Annotated in this window: 18 protein-coding genes; 5 read left to right on the top strand and 13 right to left on the bottom strand. The window is 61.3% G+C overall.

Annotated elements, in window-relative coordinates:
• Positions 1-44 precede the first annotated feature (44 nt).
• On the bottom strand, positions 45-1,547 hold the full coding sequence (gene nhaB / locus C4K40_RS16440) for a sodium/proton antiporter NhaB (RefSeq protein ID WP_053130267.1): 1,503 nt from the start codon (positions 1,545-1,547) through the stop codon (positions 45-47).
• Between the two features lie 324 nt (positions 1,548-1,871).
• Here nhaB and C4K40_RS16435 point away from each other — a divergent pair, with 324 nt between their 5' ends.
• Both C4K40_RS16435 and C4K40_RS16430 read left to right on the top strand, forming a co-directional pair.
• A complete protein-coding gene (locus C4K40_RS16435) occupies positions 1,872-2,882 on the top strand; it encodes a hypothetical protein (protein ID WP_031319912.1) in 1,011 nt (336 codons plus the stop codon).
• Positions 2,883-3,190: 308 nt separating this feature from the next.
• Positions 3,191-5,338: a phosphocholine-specific phospholipase C gene (locus C4K40_RS16430; RefSeq protein ID WP_053130264.1), complete on the top strand. Its 2,148-nt coding sequence runs from the start codon at positions 3,191-3,193 to the stop codon at positions 5,336-5,338.
• A gap of 206 nt (positions 5,339-5,544) precedes the next feature.
• Here the strand turns inward: C4K40_RS16430 and C4K40_RS16425 are convergent, their stop codons facing one another.
• Positions 5,545-5,811 (bottom strand): hypothetical protein, encoded by a 267-nt coding sequence (locus C4K40_RS16425; RefSeq protein WP_022638890.1) that lies wholly within the window; start codon positions 5,809-5,811, stop codon positions 5,545-5,547.
• Positions 5,812-6,166: 355 nt separating this feature from the next.
• On the opposite strand from C4K40_RS16425, the gene C4K40_RS16420 reads away from it, so the two are divergent.
• Positions 6,167-7,492, top strand: a complete 1,326-nt coding sequence (locus C4K40_RS16420) for a sigma-54 dependent transcriptional regulator (protein WP_022638889.1) — start codon at positions 6,167-6,169, stop codon at positions 7,490-7,492.
• Between the two features lie 63 nt (positions 7,493-7,555).
• Here the strand turns inward: C4K40_RS16420 and C4K40_RS16415 are convergent, their stop codons facing one another.
• From C4K40_RS16415 to C4K40_RS16370, 9 genes are all read right to left on the bottom strand, one after another.
• Entirely contained in the window at positions 7,556-8,851 is a 1,296-nt protein-coding gene (locus C4K40_RS16415; protein WP_031319911.1) for a hypothetical protein, read from the bottom strand.
• 47 nt (positions 8,852-8,898) lie between these two features.
• The gene (locus C4K40_RS16410) at positions 8,899-9,639 is read right to left on the bottom strand and encodes a hypothetical protein (RefSeq protein WP_031319910.1); all 741 of its coding nucleotides are present in this window, start codon (positions 9,637-9,639) and stop codon (positions 8,899-8,901) included.
• 45 nt (positions 9,640-9,684) lie between these two features.
• A complete protein-coding gene (locus C4K40_RS16405) occupies positions 9,685-10,365 on the bottom strand; it encodes a C39 family peptidase (RefSeq protein ID WP_031319909.1) in 681 nt (226 codons plus the stop codon).
• A 63-nt stretch (positions 10,366-10,428) separates the two neighbouring features.
• Complete coding sequence (locus C4K40_RS16400; protein ID WP_031319908.1) at positions 10,429-11,397, bottom strand: hypothetical protein; 969 nt, start codon at positions 11,395-11,397, stop codon at positions 10,429-10,431.
• A 63-nt stretch (positions 11,398-11,460) separates the two neighbouring features.
• Entirely contained in the window at positions 11,461-12,039 is a 579-nt protein-coding gene (locus C4K40_RS16395; RefSeq protein ID WP_022638884.1) for a hypothetical protein, read from the bottom strand.
• Between the two features lies 1 nt (position 12,040).
• Complete coding sequence (locus tag C4K40_RS16390; protein WP_022638883.1) at positions 12,041-12,484, bottom strand: hypothetical protein; 444 nt, start codon at positions 12,482-12,484, stop codon at positions 12,041-12,043.
• A gap of 312 nt (positions 12,485-12,796) precedes the next feature.
• Positions 12,797-13,321 carry an AAA family ATPase gene (locus C4K40_RS16380; RefSeq protein WP_022638882.1) on the bottom strand — a complete coding sequence of 175 codons (525 nt, stop codon included), beginning with the start codon at positions 13,319-13,321 and terminating at the stop codon, positions 12,797-12,799.
• Positions 13,318-13,881, bottom strand: a complete 564-nt coding sequence (pnuC, locus tag C4K40_RS16375) for a nicotinamide riboside transporter PnuC (protein WP_053130262.1) — start codon at positions 13,879-13,881, stop codon at positions 13,318-13,320. Before pnuC ends, C4K40_RS16380 begins: the two co-directional genes overlap by 4 nt.
• A 118-nt stretch (positions 13,882-13,999) precedes the next feature.
• Positions 14,000-15,634 (bottom strand): methyl-accepting chemotaxis protein, encoded by a 1,635-nt coding sequence (locus C4K40_RS16370; RefSeq protein ID WP_053131376.1) that lies wholly within the window; start codon positions 15,632-15,634, stop codon positions 14,000-14,002.
• Between the two features lie 284 nt (positions 15,635-15,918).
• Here C4K40_RS16370 and C4K40_RS16365 point away from each other — a divergent pair, with 284 nt between their 5' ends.
• Together C4K40_RS16365 and C4K40_RS16360 are read left to right on the top strand one after the other, a co-directional pair.
• On the top strand, positions 15,919-16,749 hold the full coding sequence (locus tag C4K40_RS16365) for an undecaprenyl-diphosphate phosphatase (RefSeq protein WP_053130259.1): 831 nt from the start codon (positions 15,919-15,921) through the stop codon (positions 16,747-16,749).
• The gene (locus C4K40_RS16360; protein WP_053130257.1) at positions 16,746-17,168 is read left to right on the top strand and encodes a DUF1294 domain-containing protein; all 423 of its coding nucleotides are present in this window, start codon (positions 16,746-16,748) and stop codon (positions 17,166-17,168) included. The genes C4K40_RS16365 and C4K40_RS16360 overlap by 4 nt, the downstream gene beginning before the upstream one ends.
• Here the strand turns inward: C4K40_RS16360 and C4K40_RS16355 are convergent.
• Together C4K40_RS16355 and C4K40_RS16350 are read right to left on the bottom strand one after the other, a co-directional pair.
• Positions 17,165-17,509, bottom strand: coding sequence for an MmcQ/YjbR family DNA-binding protein (locus tag C4K40_RS16355; protein WP_053131373.1), 345 nt, complete (start codon positions 17,507-17,509; stop codon positions 17,165-17,167). The two genes, C4K40_RS16360 and C4K40_RS16355, sit on opposite strands and share 4 nt — an antisense overlap.
• 14 nt (positions 17,510-17,523) lie before the next feature.
• Entirely contained in the window at positions 17,524-18,432 is a 909-nt protein-coding gene (locus C4K40_RS16350; protein ID WP_053130254.1) for a LysR substrate-binding domain-containing protein, read from the bottom strand.
• Positions 18,433-18,533: the final 101 nt, after the last annotated feature.

Here is an 18,533-nt window from a genome sequence, read left to right as displayed (position 1 = left end):
CTGCAACCGCTGCCAGGGGCCCTGGCAGCGTCATCAATCCCTCTTTATAGCCAGTAGCTGACTGCGTACCAGCCCAGCACGCCCATCACCAGGGTGTAGGGCAGGGCCATCCATACCATGCGGCCATAGGACAGGCGCACCAGCGGCGCGATGGCCGAGGTCAGCAGGAACAGGAACGCCGCCTGGCCGTTGGGCGTGGCGACGCTGGGCAGGTTGGTGCCGGTGTTGATGGCGATGGCCAGGGTCTCGAAGTGTTCGCGACTCATCTGCCCGTTGAGGAAGGCTTGCTTGACCTCGGTGATGTAGATGGTGGCCACGAATACGTTGTCGCTGATGGCCGACAGCAGGCCATTGGCGATGAACAGCATGCCCGGTTGGCGATCCGCCGGCAGCGCCAGCACCCACTGGATCAGCGGCGTGAACAGCTGTTGCTGGTGGATCACCGCCACCACGGCGAAGAACACCACCAGCAGGGCGGTAAAGGGCATGGCGTCCTTGAAAGCGTTGCCCAGGCGGTGTTCGTCGGTGATACCGGTGAAGGCGGTGATCAGCACGATCACCAACAGGCCAATCAGCCCAACCTCGGCCACATGCAGCGCCAGGCCGACGATCAGTATCAGGGCCGCCAAGCCTTGCACCAGCAGGGCCGCGCGTTGGCGGACCGTGCGCTGGGCATCGTCCTCGGCGGCGTAGTTGGCCAGGATCTGGCGGACATTGTCCGGCAGCAGGGTGCCGTAGCCGAACCAGCGCAGCTTCTCCAGCAGCACGCAAGTCACCAGCCCCGCCACCAGTACCGGCAGGGATACCGGTGCGACCTGGCGGAAGAAATCAGCGAAATGCCAACCCATCTCATGGCCGATCAGCAGGTTTTGCGGCTCGCCCACCAGGGTGCAGACGCCGCCCAGGGCGGTGCCCACCGCGCCGTGCATCAGCAAGCTGCGCAGGAAGGCGCGAAATTGCTCCAGGTCATCATGGTGCAGCGCCGGCAGTTGCCGGTCGTCACCATAGCCGCTGTCCTGGCGCGGGTCGTTGCCCGATGCCACCCGGTGGTACACCGAATAGAAGCCCACCGCGGCGCTGATGATCACAGCGGTGACGGTCAGGGCATCGAGAAAGGCCGAGAGAAAGGCCGACAAGAAGCAGAACAGCAACCCCAGCAGCGCTTTGGAGCGCACCCCCAGCAGCAGCCTAGAGAACAGGAACAGCAGCAACTCCTTCATGAAATAAATACCGGCGACCATGAACATCAACAGCAGGATCACCGGAAAGTTGTGCACCAGTTCGTCGTACAACGCCTGGGGCGTGGCCATGCCCAGCAACATCGCCTGCACCAGCAGCAGACCGCCGGGCATCAGGGGGTAACACTTGAGGGCCATGGCCAGGGTGAAGATGAACTCGATCACCAGGCACCAGCCGGCGGCGGCCGGGCTGACCCAGAAGCACAGCAATGGGTTGAGCAGCAGGAACGCGACGATGCTTGCCTTGTACCAGCGGGGTGAGTGGCCGAGAAAATTGTGGGCGAACGCCTGGGCCATTGAACCGGACATTGGCTGCTCCTTGTAGTGAGAAGCGCGCAACTTGCCGCAAGCGAGAAGGAGAATCAAGAAACGATGAAATCTTTTGCCACAATCTTTGGGGCCTGAGTGCTTGCACCGCCCCTAGGTGAGGTTGGCGGCAAATAACCATTGACCTGCCATTTTCTCCTGTTCTAGGGTCGCGCCAGGCTGCTGCATAACTAATGCGGCAGTGTTTCACAGGTGTTGCGGTTCCATGTCATCACCTCGAAGTTCATCTGCTCGATATTCAAGGGGGCACGGCCAGGTACCGGTATTCGGCCTTGCAGGGAAAGCAGGCAAATAAAGGGAATTACCATGAAGGCAATACGCAAACTTGCAATGAAGCTCTGCGTGGGCGGTGCATTGCTGGCTTCTGTCAGCCTGGCAGGCGCTTCGCAACTGGTTCCGGCGCTGGGGTTGGCCAATGAACAATTCGCCAAGTCACCCGGCCCCTACAATGTGGCGACCAATGCGGTCCTGAGTGACTGCCGTGGTTTACTGGGAGTGCTGGCGAAGATCCTGTTGCTGGACAACAGCCTTCAATGCAACCAGTCATTTCCCTACGGGTTCTCCAATCCTATTTCCACCAGCGTCTATTACCCGGCCAATATAAAGAGCCTGGACAAGTTGCCGGTAGTCAACTTCGTCGGTGGCATTCTTTCCAACCAGGGGCAATACACCGAACTGTTGAGGCTGTGGGCCAGCTACGGCTTCATCGTGGTGGTGTCTTCGGACTTCATCAATACCGCGCCGAGCATGCATGTCCTGGGGGCGGTGGAGTTGAGCAAGCTCAACCAGGACCCGACCTCGCCGCTATTTGGCAAGGTCGACCTGGCGCGGACCATAGTGGCCGGGCATTCGGCAGGTGGTGGGGCGTCGATTCTTTCCTCGAGCCTCATGCCCGACACCTTGAAGTCCATTGACCCGCAACTCCAGTACATAGGTTCGCTGCCGATCGAACCCGGGCCTATCGGCCTGGGCTCTACGGTCCGTACGCCAACGCTGGTGCTCACCGGCGCCGCGGATGTGGTGGTACCGGCCTGGGCCTGGCCGCGGCTGTGGCAGGGCGGTTTGATCAAGGCGGTGCCGGGGTGGAGCGCCACTGCCCATAACGCCACGCACTTTAGTCCGGTGCGAAGTCTCAAGGAAAACGAGTTTGCCGGTATCACCACCGCCTGGATCCTGTACCTGGCCAAGAACGATCCTGCGGCCAAGGAGTACTTCGTCGGCGAGGACTACAAGCTCGCGCGGGATCCGCAGTTCATTCGCCTGGCCTTCAATCCATTACGGGTCCAGCGCAACGAGGTAGCTGACGAGCTGCAGTAGCCTACGCAGCTTGAATATATGAAAGACCCCGGGAGCAAGCATGGGTTGCTCCCGGTTTTCATGGGCTTCAAGCTTGATCAAGGAGTGCCGCTACTGGCACTTTGCAAGCTCGGGAGTTTTATTCATCAAAGATTCTTCCAAGGCCATTCATATATAAGCTAGTGGCGACTTTAGTGCTGGAGAATAAGTCGGCCAATGATTGGAAATTGCACTCATTGCAATATCAGTGTCACTGCATTGTTATTAGAAATGAATACCTTGCAAGCAGCGTTATATATCGCGTTGCAATCACAAGGACTCATTGACCCATGCCCAATATTTCACGCAGGAAGCTCTTGCAAGCCGCCGCCATCGGCTCGTTCTTTTCATCCTTGCCGCTCTCCATTCGCCAGGCCCTGGCAATACCGGCGAACAACCGCACAGGGACGATCAAGGATGTCGAGCATGTAGTCATCCTGATGCAGGAAAACCGTTCCTTCGACCATTACTTCGGTACTTTCCCCGGTGTACGCGGTTTCAGCGACCGTTTCACCATCCCGTTGTCCGGCCAGCGTGAAGTCTGGGAACAGCAGGGCAAGGGCCGGGTGGTCATGCCCTATCACTTGGACAGTTCCCGAGGCAACGCCCAGCGGGTCAGCGGCACGCCCCATACCTGGAGCGATGCCCACTCGGCCTGGAGCGACGGCCGCATGAATGCCTGGCCGACCTACAAGACCAACACCTCCATGGGCTACTACAGCGAGCAGGAGCTGCCATTCCAGTTCGCCCTGGCCAGTACCTTCACCCTGTGCGATGCCTACCACTGCGCGGTGCATGCCGGCACCAACCCCAACCGACTGTTCCTCTGGACCGGCACCAACGGGCCGACTGGCGGGCAAGTGGCTGCCGTGGTCAATGAGTGGGATGGGCCGGGGCCGGTGAATGTCGGTTACACCTGGAAGACCTATCCCGAACGCCTGGAAGAGCAGGGCGTCAGCTGGAAGGTCTACCAGCATCTGCCGGACAACTTCGGCGACAACCCGCTGGCAGGCTTTCGCCAGTACCGGGCCGCTAGCGTGCAGGTGGGCAACCCGGCCCAGCCCCCCAGCGGTTTCAACGCCTTCGTACCCTATACCGACGCGCTCAATGCTGTGGCACCGCTGTACAAGGGCAATGGCAATACCCTGCCGGCCAGCACTGGCAGCAACCTGGAGGCCATCATCGGCGGCTTTCGCAGCGACGTGCAGGCCGGCAAGTTGCCCCAGATCAGCTGGATCGTGGCCCCGGCGGCCTATTCCGAGCACCCGGGGCCGTCGAGCCCGGTGCAGGGCGGCTGGTTCACCCAGGAGATCCTGCAGGCCTTGACCAGCAACCCCGAGGTCTGGAGCAAGACCGTGCTGCTGGTGACCTATGACGAAAACGATGGCTTTTTCGATCATGTGCCTTCGCCCTCGGCACCTTCCCAGCGCAAGGACGGCACTTTCGCCGGCAAGTCGACCCTGGCGTTCGACAGCGAGCTGTTCAAGCATCCGGCTCCGGCAGGTTCGACCCAGCAGCCGCGACCGGACGGTGGGGTCTACGGACCCGGGCCGCGGGTACCGATGCTGGTGCTCTCGCCCTGGAGCCGGGGTGGCTGGGTCAACTCCCAGGTGTTCGACCACACCTCGGTGCTGCAATTTCTGGAAAAACGCTTCGGCGTCCGTGAGCCGAATGTCAGTGCCTGGCGCCGCGCGGTATGCGGCGACTTGACCTCGGCGTTCAACTTCGTCGATCCCAACCACGAGCCGTTGCCTGCGCTGCAAACCACCACTCGCCAGGCTGCCGACAGCTTGCGCCAACGCCAGGAAAAACTGTTGCCGGTGCCGGTACCCTCGACCAGCAAGCAGTTGGTGCCGCAGCAGAAGCGCCTGGCGCGTCCCTCGCGGGCCTTGCCATATCGCTTGCACGTCGATAGCCAGGTCGACCACAAGGCCCGGACCTTGTCCCTGAGTCTGCAGAACACCGGGACCCAGGGGGCCGTCCTGCATGTCTACGACGGCCTGCACCTGGGGGATATTCCCCGCCGTTATACGCTGGAAGCCGGCAAGGCGTTGCAGGACAGTTGGACAGTGGTCGAGCGCTACCAGCTCTGGGTTCTGGGCCCAAATGGTTTCCATCGCAGTTTCCACGGCCAGATGCAACAGCGTCAGCCGGAACTATTGGTGACGTCCAGCCAGCACCAGTTGCAACTGACCTTGAGCAATCCGGGTGGGCAGGCGGCGACGGTCAGCATCGATCGTTGCCCTTACACCCAGCAGGGCCCCTGGACGTTGTCGATCCCGGCGGGGGGCGAGGTACGCCAGGTGTTCCCCTGCGAGTCCAGCGGTGGCTGGTATGACCTGACCTTGCACAGTGACGGCGGCTGGTTGCGCAGGGTTGCCGGGCGCCTGGAAACCGGCGAGCACAGCATCAGCGATCCACTGATGGGACGGCCATGAGCGAGACCCAGGGAAAAATAATCGGAATGACTGGAAACAGCAGTTCGTGGAGCACCGGAATGGTTTGCACGAGATGCTTGCTAGAACAGCCAGGGCAACTAATGTCGCAAGAGGGACAGTTGTAGAGAAGGTCAAGCGTAAAGCTTGCTTAGTTGCGGGCTTAAAACAACGGATCACCCGTTCGGGTGATCCGTTAACAGCATCGCTTACTTGGGCATGGCCCAAGATTGCAGTGCATATCCTTCCTGGCTCAGTTCGGCACGCGCCTGGTTGAGCAGGGTTTCCAGCTGGGCTGGATCGGAGTAGGCGCTGCAGGGGATCTGCGCATGGCCGATACGGGTGCTGGTACGGTCGATGACAGTCAGGCTCAACTCGCCGTTACCGTCCTGTGGAGCCCAGGCCACGCATTGGAAAGGCTTGAATGCGCGGTCGGCGATCAAAAGTGCTTCGTTGATACGGAGCGGGGCGTTCATGGGGTCTTCTCTCTATGTGCCCAATCAAATGATGTGCCGTCGGTTGGGCTTACCGTTCGGCTGGTTATTTGTACTGATGCACCGAGGTAGGGGACGGGTCACACTGAAAAACAAGTTTTTACATCTTTCATGTGCAAGCCCCGGGGCAGAGCCCTTAGTTGCGGGGGGGGTCAAAAAATAACTGCGACAATCGGTCGCTGAAGTGGCCATCTAAAGTGGCACTTTAGTTCCTTTGGCAATCAGCGCTATAAGCAATCGATACATCCGTGCGTCAAGTTCTTGCTAATGTTACTGCCAGGTTTGCCAAACCACTGTTTCTAATAACTTTTCCTCACTGTGGCGGCAAGGAACAGTCATGCTCGAAGCTCCTGTGCAGCGTCGCTTGCTAGTGGTTGACCCCTGTGATGATTGCCACCGTTTGTTGCCTGGATTGCGCACCATCGGCTGGGATGTCGACAGCTGTGACCTGGAGTCCGCCCGTGAGCGCTCCTGCGATGTCGGTCTGCTGCGCCTGCAGCCTTTCCATCTGGAGCGTCCGGAAGCGGTCAAGGACCTGATCAGTCGCAGTGGCACCGAGTGGATTGCGGTGCTGAGCCAGGAGGTCCTGCGCCTGCAAAAGGTCGGGGACTTCGTCTGCGAATGGTTCTTCGATTTCCACACCCTGCCGTTCGATGTATCCCGGGTCCAGGTGACCCTGGGGCGGGCGTTCGGCATGGCCCGCTTGCGCGGCCAGGGCTCGGTCCATGTGGATCAGCCCGAACACGAGCTGCTGGGTGACAGCCGCACCATTCGCGATCTACGCAAACTGCTCGGCAAGCTGGCGCCCACTGAATCCCCGGTATTGATCCGCGGGGAGAGCGGTACCGGCAAGGAGTTGGTGGCCCGCACCCTGCATCGCCAGTCCCAGCGCCATGGCAAGCCGTTCGTCGCCATCAACTGTGGGGCCATTCCCGAGCACCTGATCCAGTCCGAGCTGTTCGGTCATGAAAAGGGCGCCTTCACCGGAGCCCACCAACGCAAGGTCGGGCGTATCGAGGCGGCCAATGGCGGCACGTTGTTCCTCGATGAAATCGGTGACCTGCCCTTGGAGCTACAAGCCAACCTGCTGCGTTTTTTGCAGGAAAAACACATCGAACGGGTCGGTGGCAGCCAGCCGATTCCGGTGGATGTGCGAGTTTTGGCCGCTACTCACGTGGACCTCGAGCAGGCCATTACCAGCGGGCGGTTTCGCGAGGACCTGTACTACCGGCTCAATGTACTGCAGGTGATCACCGCACCCTTGCGCGAGCGCCACGGTGACTTGGGCATGCTGGCCAGCCACTTTGCGCATTTCTACAGTCAGGAAACCGGTCGCCGGCCCCGCAGCTTCAGCGAGGACGCCCTGGTGGCCATGGGCAAGCATGACTGGCCGGGCAATGTCCGCGAGTTGGCCAACCGGGTACGGCGTGGCCTGGTACTGGCCGAAGGTCGGCAGATCCAGGCCAGCGACCTGGGGCTGCATGGCTTGCCGGACCAGGATGCGCCCATGGGCACTCTCGAAGACTACAAGCACCGTGCCGAACGCCAGGCCCTGTGCGATGTGCTGAACCGCCACAGTGACAACCTCAGTGTCGCGGCCAGGGTCCTGGGGATCTCGCGCCCGACCTTCTACCGTTTGCTGCACAAGCACCAGATCCGCTAGGGTGGAAAAACCAGGGCCCGCAGCGATTGGGGAATCGCTGCGGGCCCTGGTCCTTGGAGCGGCTTAGAAGTAGTAGGGGAATTTCAGGCTGAAAGTGAAGTCCGGTGCGTCCTGGGTCATGCCCAGCGACAGGTTGGGCACGATGGTCAGGTGTTCGGTGGCGGCGATGGTCATGCCGACGTTGAAGTATGCGGCGTTGGCGTCGCTGGACTGCACCGATTGCCAGTCCTGGTTCTTGTACTTGATCTTGCTCTTGCGCTGGATCTGGTCGGAAACCGAGAAGGCCATGCTCATCTTCTCGTTCAGGGCGAAGGCTACGCCGGCGCCGATCTGGAAGCTGTCGCCCAACTTGACCTTCCCTGGGGACTTCTCGGCAGGGTTGGGGCTGATGTCGCTGAACGAGTCTTCCATGTTGTAGGTGTAGGACAGGCTGCCGAACAGCACTGCGGGGTCGAAGGTCTTGACCAGGGAAATCCCCGGGGTGATGGCCCAGACGCCGTTGCCGGTCGGCAGGCTTTCCGGTACGGCCAGGTTGCTGTTGTCCTCTTTCTTAACAAACTTGATGCCGAAAGGGTCCTTGCCGGTGGGGGCCTTGACCCGCAGGCTGACCACGGCATCGGGCAGGCTTTCGGACTCGTCGAGAAATTTATAGGCGACCCCGACGTTGACATCACCCAGGGTCGGATTGCGGGTGACGGTATCTTCCGAGATGCTTTGTCCCGAGCCACCGTTGGCACCGGCGGACGAATAGGTGGATTCACGGTAGATCACCGGGGCGTTGATATCGAACTGCCAGCGATTATCCAGGTTGTAGCGGGCGGTCAGGTCCATGGTCCAGGTATCGGATTTGATCCGGTCCAGGTTGATGCTGCCCAGGAAGATCGAATCCAGGGCCAGGAAGCCGTTCAGGGTTAACTGGCGGGTGTCGTAGCGGGCGTAGGTCAAGCCGGTCTCGAAGCTGAACTTGCCGCCGCCGAAGAAGCCGCTGGCCTCGTCGTAGAGGTTGGTCACACTCTGGGCTGGAGTCGAATCATCCTTGAGCGACTGTCCATAACTGGCACCACCACCGGCACCGCCGGAGGCTGCTGTGGCCCCGGTACCGGCTACTTGCTGGTTACCCTTGAGATCGGCCGGGGATTTCACCAAGCGTCTGGGTGGTGGCGCAGCGGGCTGGTCCTCGACCTGCCGGACCCGTTGCTCCAGTACTGCCAGGGCTTTCTGCTGCACTTCATAGCGCTGCTTCAACTCCAGGAGTTCCCGTTTCAGGGTCTCTACATCCGATTCAGGCGCTGCTTGCAGCGCCATCGGCAAGAGAGTACTCAAACAAACTGCCGCGCGCAGTGAAACCGATCGATACATGAAATAAACCGTCCCTTGTAAACCCCAGTGGTCGAAAGCAGCGTAGATCAGAATTTCAAGTTGCGTAGTCCGTTTAGCGTAGTCAGGTTGCAGTCCAGCGCGCCGGTGCTTGGGCCGTTGTTTTGTAGGACAACATTGAGTTGCGTGAGGTTGTTCACCAAGTTGCTGTTGCCCAACAACCGAGTGTTCTGCAAGACGTTGCCCTGGGCCACTTGCTGCAGGGTATTGCCCTGGTTGGCGCTGGCCTGGATGGCCATCTGGACGCCGCCGCTGAGCGCCGAGACCGAGACGCTGCCGGCAGCGTTGCTACTGGTGATGGTCTGACCACTCAGCAGGGCCTGGCCTGGGTTGTTGACCTGGACCGGCGCCTGGTTGGCCTCGCTGACGTTGATGCTGACGTTGTTGTAGGCGCTGTTGCCGTCGCCCGCAGCGCGGACCACCTGGGTCACGCCCTGGCCGGTACCCAGGCCCGCACCGCCGATCACATTGCCGGTGCCCTGGGCCGGCGTGCTGCCATTGCCACTCTGGTTGATGGTAGTGACGTAGAACTGTGGCTGGACGGTGGACTGCTGGATCTGCAAGGTGCTGCTGGCGCCGATCAAGTCGCCACTGGCGTTACGCCAAGTGCTGCTCATGACGATGCCGAAACTGATGATCCGCCCGGGCATTACATAACGGCCGCGCAGTTGCGAGAGTTCCTGGTCCTGCACTTCGATGGGCTTGAAACCCGCATGGGCCGGAAGAGCTGCTGCCAGGCAGGCCGCGGCCAGCCAGTATGAAGTCTTCATCTGCTGCTCCCGGAGCATCCTGCCCCTTTCTAGTTGTCTGGGCTTCTAGAAGAAGTCGCTCTGGATGAAACCGAAATCCATCAGCTCCGCATCTTTGACCGGGTAGAAGGCATCGAGCTTGTTTTTCGCGGTCAGTGGAGTCGGTGGGTCGAGCAAAGCGTTGGTCTTGTCATAGCCGGGGCCGATGATGGCGAAGACGATGCCGTTCCAGCCCTTGACGAAATCGTCGCGGGTATAGCGCTTGTGGCCCAGGACCGGGTCACCGATGTATACCCAGTCTTTCTGGGTGCGCTGCAACACCACGAAGTGCTTGTAGCCGCGGATCTCCATCAGCACGATCACCGGAATGCTCACGGAGTCGAGCTTGTCGGCTGGGATCCGATAACCGCGGGCGCGCATGCCGATGCTTTCGGCGTAGCGCTTCATATCGAGCATCGAGAAACCCTGGGTCTGGACCAGTTGCTGGTCCGAGGTCGTCAGCATGCCCTTGATCACATGCTCTTCGTCGACATCCAGCCAGTAGGCCTGGCGCAGGATGGTCGCCAAGGAGGCGGCGCCGCAGCTGAAGTCGGTCTTCTGCTCGACGAGGTCGGCGAACTTGCGTTCGCGTACGCTCTGTACCTTCTTGAAGAGCAAGCCACCATCGGGGAGCCCGGCAAAGGCCATCTGTGCAGCATGTACCGGACCACAAAGGCTGAGCGCCAGAATGAGGATTGCAGTACGCATGATCGTTTCGCCTGGTGAGACTGTGGAAAAGCCCCGTTTCCGGGGCTTTCGTTACGATCGCGACTACATGCAGGCTTTGCAGCCAGCGGCGATGGACAGCGAGTTGCTTTGTTGGTTGCCCACGCCGGCCGAGACGTTGGCACCGCCGTTGCCGGAGAAGCCGTTCATCGAGTTGGTCATGCTGGCGTTGTTGACCACAGGAGCTTTCCAGCCGTCTTTGGTCAGCACTTGTTGGGTCCAGTAGCCGGCCAGCTCGATGGAGCCTTGTTCCTTGAAGGTGAATTTCTGATCGTCGTTGCCGTGGCCTTTGTTGCCATGGCCATGATCGTCGTCGCCTTCGATCTTGCCGGTGCCGGTGCCTTTGTAGCTGCCGGACGCTACGAAGCCACCACTGAGAGTGTCTTTCTTGTAGGTCTGGACGCCTTTGTTTTCCACGACCAGGTTGGTCGAGGACTGGTTGGCCGAGGTGGCGGCGGTGGCTACACGGCCGCCGGATACGGCGATCGCCAGGTTGTTTTTCTGTTGGTTGAAGTCGCCGGCGGTGACGTTCATGCCCAGGTTGCCCGAGCCGTTGTTGCCGGAGTTGTTGAGCACGGCATTGTTTTGGGTGGAAGAGTTCTTCACATAGTTGTTGTTGTTCAGCTGGGTGGCGCTGGAGACGGCCACTGCGCTACCGAAGATGAAGCGTTCATCGGCGGTGGCCAGGGCGGCGGCGTTGTCTTGTTGGTTGCCATCGCCGGCGGCGACGTTGGCGCCCATGTTGCCGTTGGAGCCGTTGAGCGAACCTTCGATCTTGGCGTTGTTGTTGGTGCCCTGGTTTTTCACCACGTTGGTGTTGCTGTCTTGCACATCGATGACTGCGGCACCGGCCCCGGCGGTGATTTGCAGCAGAGTGTTGAGATCCGGACCTTGGTTGTGGTGGCCATTGCCATGACCATGGTGACCGTTGTTGTTCCCACCTGCCTGGGCAGCCATTGCCATGACGGCGGCCAGTGCGAAAACCAGTGGTTTGAGAGCCATTGTTGGTTTCATGGTGTTTCTCCGGTGCTTATTAGTTGGTTAAGTGTTGGTACTTTCCAATCGCACTACGAAGGGTCAGTCTGCGACCCGGATGCTCAGGGTGTTAGCCATCTGGTTCCCCACCCCGGCACTCTGGTTCACCTGGACGACTCCCCGGCTGCCGGTGAAGGCCTGGTCGCTGGTAACGACCTGGCGGCTGCCTTGATGGGTATCAGGTGCTCCTGAGTTTGGTAACAGCGCGACGTTCTGCTGCGAGAGCGCGCTGTCGTCCATGCCCTGCGGATTGGCGCTGATGCTGATCCGCAGGGCATTGGCCATCTGGTTGTTGGCGCCGGACGACTGGTTCACGCCCAGTGCGCCGTTGCCGTTACTGAAGGAGTTGCCGCCGATGGTGCTGCTGGCGTTGACCGAGCGGTCGGCGGGCGTCGTGATTTTCTGGGTCACGCCGGTGCTTGCACTGGCATTGGTACCGATGGCGATGGCCCGTACGTTGGCCTGTTGTTGCTGGTCGCCAGCGGCCTGGTTGATGTTCAGGTTGCCTTTGTAGCCTGCACCGGAGTTGCCGATGATGGCGGTATCCTGGACCTGGCTGCCGCTGTCGGCCATGGCCGAGGTGCAGCCCAGCAGGGCCAGCAGGATCAGTGAAAGCTTCATCTCACCGGCCTCCTATGTTGTTCAGCGGCGCCATGGCAGCGCCCATGGAGCGGTTGATCGAATTGGAGATCGAAGCCCCGGAGCCACCGCCATGGCCCGCGCTCATGCCAGGCAGGCCGTTGGGGTTGGTGACGATGTTCATGCCGGATACCCCGTTGCCATTGGGCATCACCGCACCGCGCACCAGTGCGCCGCTGCTGATACCGGCAAAGTCGTTGTCGCTGATTTCGCCATTGGTCATGCCGGTGACGACCCCAGAAGGGTTGGCATTGACGGTGGTGGGGTTGTTGTCCAGATTGCGGGCGCGGCCGATCGGCGTTGCGTACATCTGGCGCTCGAGGATGATTTCGCCATTGCCTGCCGCCATGGCGGGAAGGTTGGGCACCGCGCTGATGGCGCAACCGATCAGCAACAGGCGGGTGAAACTTTTATGCAGAGTCCCCACGGCGGCATTCCTTCTTCTCAGTGCTGGCCCTAGTCAGCGTTGGGAGGGAGAGAGCAGGAGCCGTGCCGCTTTTTATTTGTTTCGCATAATCAATGACTTGAAGATTCGGCCCGCTGCTGGCACGCGCAGCTGTTTCAAATCTGAGACAGGACAGGGGCACGGCCATTGGCCATAACCGGGCCAATGCTCTGGAATGCGGGTTGCCAAGAGGGTGTATCGCGGGCTTAACAGTTTTACCTGCAAGCGGCAGCGCCCCCGGAAAACAGTGCTCCGCTCAATGCAGGAGTGTTTCAGAAATGGACACTGGCCAGCTCAGACCAGCAATTGTTGCCGGACCAGCTCGAAGGCCTGGTGGTGGCGCATCGACCAATCGCCGCCGATGATCCTGTAGGTTTGCTGGTGTTGCTCCAGCCAGTGCTGCGTGGCCTGGAAGAACGCCTGGCGCTCCTCTAGTTCCGGTTGGCAGCGCAGGCCGTCGGCGCTCCATGGAACCTGTTCTGGCGACAAGAGCAGATGCAGGTCGTAGTGCCGGGCCAGCAGCTGTTCTTCGAGCCAGGGCGGGCAATCGTCGAACAGTGCTCGGCTCCAGAGGATGTTGCTCAACAGGTGGGTGTCGAGGATCAGCAATTCGGGTTGTTGTGCCCGCGCCTGGTCCTCCCAGGCCAGCTGCCCACGGGCGATCCGGGGAATGTCCGCCAGGCAGGTATCACGGCGCTCCTGCTCCATGAAATGGCGCACGTATTCACCCACCAGCAGGCCGCCGAAATGGGCTTGCAGCTCGGCCGCCAGCCAACTCTTGCCGCTGGACTCCGGGCCGGTCAGAACCAGTACCTTCATGGCTGTAGCGCCGGATCGGCGCGCCAGGTCCGCCAGCCCTGGATGGCCAGCAAGGTGAACAGGGCATACAGCGCGGCTGTGAGATACAGCTGCTTGTAGATGAACAGGCCGACGAAGATCACGTCCACGGCGATCCACAACGGCCAGCACTGCACGCGTTTCTGTGCCATCCACCATTGCGCCACCAGGCTGAAGGCAGTCAGGGCCGCGTCCAGCCAGGGCTGTGCGGCGTCGGTCCAGTGGGCCATGGCCGCCCCCAGCACCAGGCTGCCGACCGCGCCCAGGGCCAGGCCCTGGAGCAGGGCAGGGAACTGTAGCTGGCTGACCGGGCGTCCCTGGTGCTGGTCGCCGCCGCGGGTCCACTGCCACCAGCCATAGAGTTGCAATGCGGCGTAGACCACCTGCAGCAGCATGTCGGAATAGAGCTTGACCTCGAAGAATATCCAGCTGTAGAGCAGCACCATCACCAGACCGATGGGCCAGCACCAGGGGTTCTGCCTGACTGTCAGCCAGACGGCGATGACGCCGAGCGCAGCGGCAAACAGTTCAAGCCCGGACATGGTGGTTCCTTGGGAAGTGGAAGAGGGGGCGGATTGTACCCAGACTGGCCAGCGGCGTCAGGTGTTGGCCGAATCCACCGGCGGCATGCGCAGCGGTGGATTCGGGTTGCCTGGCGAGTCAGACGCGGAACTGTCGCAAGAGGCCGTTGAGCTGTTCGGAGAGCTCCCTGAGATGCCGGCTGGCGGCGCTGGAGTGCTGGGCCGCCAAGGCCGTTCCCTGGGACAGGCCGGCGGCCTGGCCGACGTTATGGTTGATGTCTTCGACCACATGGGCCTGTTGCAGCGTAGCGCTGGCGATCGAGGCGTTCAGCTCGTTGAGCGTGTGCAGGACCTGGCCGATGGCATTGAGGCTCGAGCCCGCCAGGCCGGCTTGTTCGATGGTCGCCTGGGAGGCTCGGCTGCTATCGCCAATGACCCGAACCGCGGCTTCGGAGTGGCTCTGCAGGCGCTCGATCATGCCGTGGATTTCCGCGGTGGACTGCTGGGTGCGCTGGGCCAGCAGGCGCACCTCGTCGGCTACCACGGCGAAACCGCGGCCTTGCTCGCCGGCGCGGGCGGCCTCGATGGCGGCGTTCAAGGCCAGGAGGTTGGTCTGTTCGGCGATGGAGCGAATCACCTCCAGCACCGTGCCGATCTGGGTACTCTCGGCCGCCAGGGTTCGGATCACTTCCACCGCCTGGTCGATGGTCCCTGACAATTGGTCGATCTGTTGCAGGCTACTGTCGATGTTCACCTGGCCCTGCTGGGCCTGGACCTCGGCTTCACGGACCCCCTCGGCGGCATGCTCGGCACTGCGCGCCACATCCTGGACGCCGGTGGTCACCTGGCTGATGGCGGCCGCCACCTGTTCCATCTGCTGCGATTGCTGCTGGCTGCGCTCCTGGGCTTGCGAGGCATTGCTGCCCAGTTCGCTGGAAGCTTGTTCCAGGGCGGCGGCGCTGGACTGCAACTGGGTCACCACGCCACGCAACTTGGCGGTGAAACCATTGAAATGCCGGGCCAGTTCGGTCACTTCGTCCTGGCCATGGGTGTCGAGGCTGCGGGTCAGGTCGCTCTCGCCGCTGGCGATATTGGCCATGGCATGCACGGTCTCTCGCAATGGGCTGACGATGCTGCGCACGATCAGCACCACCAGGGCGCCCATCAGCAGGGCGATCACCAGGCCCACGTAGGACGCCCGCAGCACCTGGGCCTGGAACTCCTGTTGCAGGTCATCGATGTACACCCCCGAGCCGATGATCCAGCCCCAGGGCTGGAACAGCTGGATGTAGGAGGTCTTCTGTACCGGTTCCTGGGCACCGGGCTTGGGCCAGCGGTAGTCGACCATGCCGGCGCCCTTGGCCTTGGCCAGGGTCACCATCTCGTTGAACACCTCGAAGCCATCCGGATCCTTGATCGAGGCCAGGTTCTGTCCATCGAGCTTGGGATTGGCCGGGTGCATGATCATCACGGGCGTCAGGTCGTTGATCCAGAAGTAGTCGTTCTGGTTGTAGCGCAGCCCGCGAATCGTCTGTAGCGCCTGCTGTTGCGCCTGTTGGCGAGTCAGGGTGCCAGCGGCTTCCAGTCCCTGGTAGTAATCGAGCACGCCAGCGGCAGTCTGCACCACATGCTGGGTTTTCTGCGCCTTGGCCTGATACAGGTCGCCATGAATCTGCTGGAGCATCATCACGCCCAGGGCCACCAGGGTCAGTAGCGCCACGATCAGGATCAGCCACAGGCGCTGACTGATTGACATCTTTCGCAAGCTTTTCATCATCCGGTCACTCCAGGTTCTTGTTCTTGTCATGAACGACTAAGAGCATCCAAGCACGCTTGTCCGGGAGCGCCTACCCTACGGAAGTCCAATAACACCACGACGCTTTTTGCGCCTGTCTGCTAGGATTTCGGCGTCTTCGCGCAAAACCTGAACAATTCTGGTTTTTTCACATAATTTTCATGGGCTTGTGTTGATCTTTGACATGCCGGATTCCCGGCCAATTTCGATGCAGTGAACATTTATAAAGAGGCATGCCACGAGCATTGCTTCATGGGGGATCGATGGACCTTTGGACCGCCTTTCAGGCATTGCTACTCGGGATTGTGGAGGGCTTGACCGAATTCCTGCCCATCAGCAGCACCGGACACCAGATCATCGTGGCCGACTTGCTCGACTTTGGCGGCGAGCGCGCGATGGCTTTCAATATCATCATCCAGTTGGGGGCGATCCTGGCGGTTGTCTGGGAATTCCGGGGCAAGATCCTGGATGTGGTGATTGGCCTGCCGACCCAGCCCAAGGCTCGGCGCTTCACCGCCAACCTGCTGATCGCCTTCCTGCCGGCGGTGGTGCTGGGGGTGATTTTCGCCGACCTGATCCACGCCTACCTGTTCAACCCCGTCACAGTGGCCACGGCCCTGGTGGTTGGCGGCATCATCATGCTGTGGGCCGAGCGCCGCGAGCATCAGGTGCATGCCAACAACGTCGATGAGATCACCTGGAAGGATGCCCTCAAGGTGGGATTCACCCAGTGCCTGGCGATGATCCCGGGAACCTCTCGGTCCGGCTCGACCATCATCGGCGGCTTGCTGTTCGGGCTGTCGCGCAAGACCGCCACCGAGTTCTCGTTCTTTTTGGCCATGCCGACCATGGTCGGGGCCGCGGTGTACTCCGGTTACAAATACCGGCATCTGTTCCAGCCCGATGATTTGCCAGTGTTCGCCATCGGTTTCGTCACCGCCTTCATCTTCGCCATGATCGCGGTCAAGGGCCTGTTGAAGTTCATCGCCAACCACAGCTATGACGCCTTCGCCTGGTACCGCATCGCCTTTGGCGTGTTGATCCTGGCGACCTGGCAGTTCGGCTGGATCGACTGGGCGGCGGCCAAGGCGTGAAGGCTTCCCGATCCGAGCGACACCAGGGCAGCTCTGGGCGGATCCAGCATCCCCGAGCCAAGCTGCTGGCGTTCATCCTGCTGTGCGCCTTGCCGTTGTATGGGGCGCTATCGCTATGGTGGCGCGACGGCTCGGTCATTGCACTGGCAGCCTATGGTGCGGTCAGCCTGCTGACGTTCCTGGCGTATTGGCATGACAAGCGCCAGGCCCGGGAGCAGGGCCAGCGCACGCCGGAGAACATCCTGCATGCCCTGGAGTTGGCCGGTGGCTGGCCGGGGGCGCTGTTGGCCCAGCAATTGCTGCGACACAAGACCCGCAAGCTGTCCTACCAGGCGCTGTTCTGGCTGATCGTCGCCTTGCACCAGGTGTCCTGGATCGACCGGTTGTTCTTGCAGGGCGGCTGGTCGAGGCTGCTCTAGAGCAAGAGCCCGACCTGGGTCCGCTTGGGCAACTTGGCCACCACTAGCTGGTGGGAACGTTGCAGCAACTGCTGCAGTTCGGCTGCGGCCAGGGGGTAGGGGGTCTGCATGATGATCCAGTGGGCTCGGGCCAGGTACGGCGCCGGCGCTATGCCCGGGCGATCCACATGGCCCAGGAACAGCTCCGGGTCGACCTTGAAGGCCAGTGAGTCGCCTCGCAGGTTCTGCATGGCGAACATCTTGTTGCCGGCAACGGAGAACACCCGCACGCCGCCCCACTTGTAGTCTTCCCGCGCACCTGGCAGATCCAGGCAGAAACTCGCCACTTGCTCTTCGGTCATTCGGGTGTTGGCTTTCACAGCGATCGTTCTCCGCATTCTTCGAAGGCTTCATGCAGGTGCTCTATCCAGGCCCGGACGGCCGGCAGCACACCGCGTCGGTGAGGATAGACCGCTTGCAGCCAGCCACCAGGCAGCGACCACTGCGGTAGCAACTGCACCAGTTGACCGCTGGCCAGTTCTTCCTCGCAATACAGCATCGGCAGCACGGTGCAGCCCAGGCCGGCCAAGGCGCAGGCCCGGCGTACGATGAAGTCGTCGATGCCCAGCCGCGCCTCCAGGGCCAGTTCGCAGGTATTGCCTTGCTGGTCCAGCAGGCGCAGGTGCACCAGGCGATCGGCTTCCAGGGCGCCGAGGATCGGCAGGCGGCGCAGGTCCTCGGGCTGCTCCACCGCGTGTTCGCGCAGGAACGCGGGCGAGGCCACCATCGTCGTTTGCGCCGGACGCAGGCGACGGGTCACCAGCAAGGGGTCCTCGTCACCTTGTTCCCGTACCCGCAGGGCCACATCGATGCCTTCGTTGACCAGGTCGACGCGTCGATTGACCAGCAACATCTCCAATTGCACCTGGGGGTACTTTTGCAGGAAGCCGCTCACCAGGGGCGTCAGCAGTTCATGGGCCAGGCCCACTGGGCTCGAGACCCGCAACCGCCCCCGGGGTTCGCTGGCCATGCTGGCCACGGCTTCATCGGCCATCTCTGCCTCCAGCAACATGGCCTGGCAATGCCGCAGGTAGCGTTCGCCCACCGTGGTCAGCTTCAGTTGCCGGGTGGTGCGCTGCAGCAAGCGCGCGCCCAGGCGCTCCTCCAGCTCGGCGATCCGCCGCGACAGACGTGACTTGGGAATGCCCAGGAGGCGGCCGGCCGCGGTGAAACCGCCGGCCTCCACCACCTTGGCGAAATAGTAGAGATCGTTGAGGTCTTGCACTGGATTGGCCTTATTGTCCTGCTGGTGGGACTAACTATCGCATTTATGCTGACTAATCATCCATTGGTTTCATGGGTAGGATTGCCAACATTCGATCGCCA

Source organism: Pseudomonas sp. CMR5c (assembly GCF_003850545.1).
GTDB lineage: Bacteria > Pseudomonadota > Gammaproteobacteria > Pseudomonadales > Pseudomonadaceae > Aquipseudomonas > Aquipseudomonas piscis.
The sequence above is the reverse complement of the archived record's forward strand: the minus strand, read 5'-3'. Positions and strand labels throughout refer to the sequence as shown.

Coding starts and splice junctions, on each gene's coding strand:
- C4K40_RS16415 (WP_031319911.1), bottom strand. CDS start 8,851: ATGTATCGATCGGTTTCACTGCGCGCGGCAGTTTGTTTGAGTACTCTC.
- C4K40_RS16380 (WP_022638882.1), bottom strand. CDS start 13,321: ATGAAGGTACTGGTTCTGACCGGCCCGGAGTCCAGCGGCAAGAGTTGG.
- C4K40_RS16365 (WP_053130259.1), top strand. CDS start 15,919: ATGGACCTTTGGACCGCCTTTCAGGCATTGCTACTCGGGATTGTGGAG.
- C4K40_RS16370 (WP_053131376.1), bottom strand. CDS start 15,634: ATGAAAAGCTTGCGAAAGATGTCAATCAGTCAGCGCCTGTGGCTGATC.
- C4K40_RS16400 (WP_031319908.1), bottom strand. CDS start 11,397: ATGAAACCAACAATGGCTCTCAAACCACTGGTTTTCGCACTGGCCGCC.
- pnuC (WP_053130262.1), bottom strand. CDS start 13,881: ATGTCCGGGCTTGAACTGTTTGCCGCTGCGCTCGGCGTCATCGCCGTC.
- C4K40_RS16420 (WP_022638889.1), top strand. CDS start 6,167: ATGCTCGAAGCTCCTGTGCAGCGTCGCTTGCTAGTGGTTGACCCCTGT.
- C4K40_RS16355 (WP_053131373.1), bottom strand. CDS start 17,509: ATGACCGAAGAGCAAGTGGCGAGTTTCTGCCTGGATCTGCCAGGTGCG.
- C4K40_RS16430 (WP_053130264.1), top strand. CDS start 3,191: ATGCCCAATATTTCACGCAGGAAGCTCTTGCAAGCCGCCGCCATCGGC.
- nhaB (WP_053130267.1), bottom strand. CDS start 1,547: ATGTCCGGTTCAATGGCCCAGGCGTTCGCCCACAATTTTCTCGGCCAC.
- C4K40_RS16410 (WP_031319910.1), bottom strand. CDS start 9,639: ATGAAGACTTCATACTGGCTGGCCGCGGCCTGCCTGGCAGCAGCTCTT.
- C4K40_RS16435 (WP_031319912.1), top strand. CDS start 1,872: ATGAAGGCAATACGCAAACTTGCAATGAAGCTCTGCGTGGGCGGTGCA.
- C4K40_RS16425 (WP_022638890.1), bottom strand. CDS start 5,811: ATGAACGCCCCGCTCCGTATCAACGAAGCACTTTTGATCGCCGACCGC.
- C4K40_RS16405 (WP_031319909.1), bottom strand. CDS start 10,365: ATGCGTACTGCAATCCTCATTCTGGCGCTCAGCCTTTGTGGTCCGGTA.
- C4K40_RS16395 (WP_022638884.1), bottom strand. CDS start 12,039: ATGAAGCTTTCACTGATCCTGCTGGCCCTGCTGGGCTGCACCTCGGCC.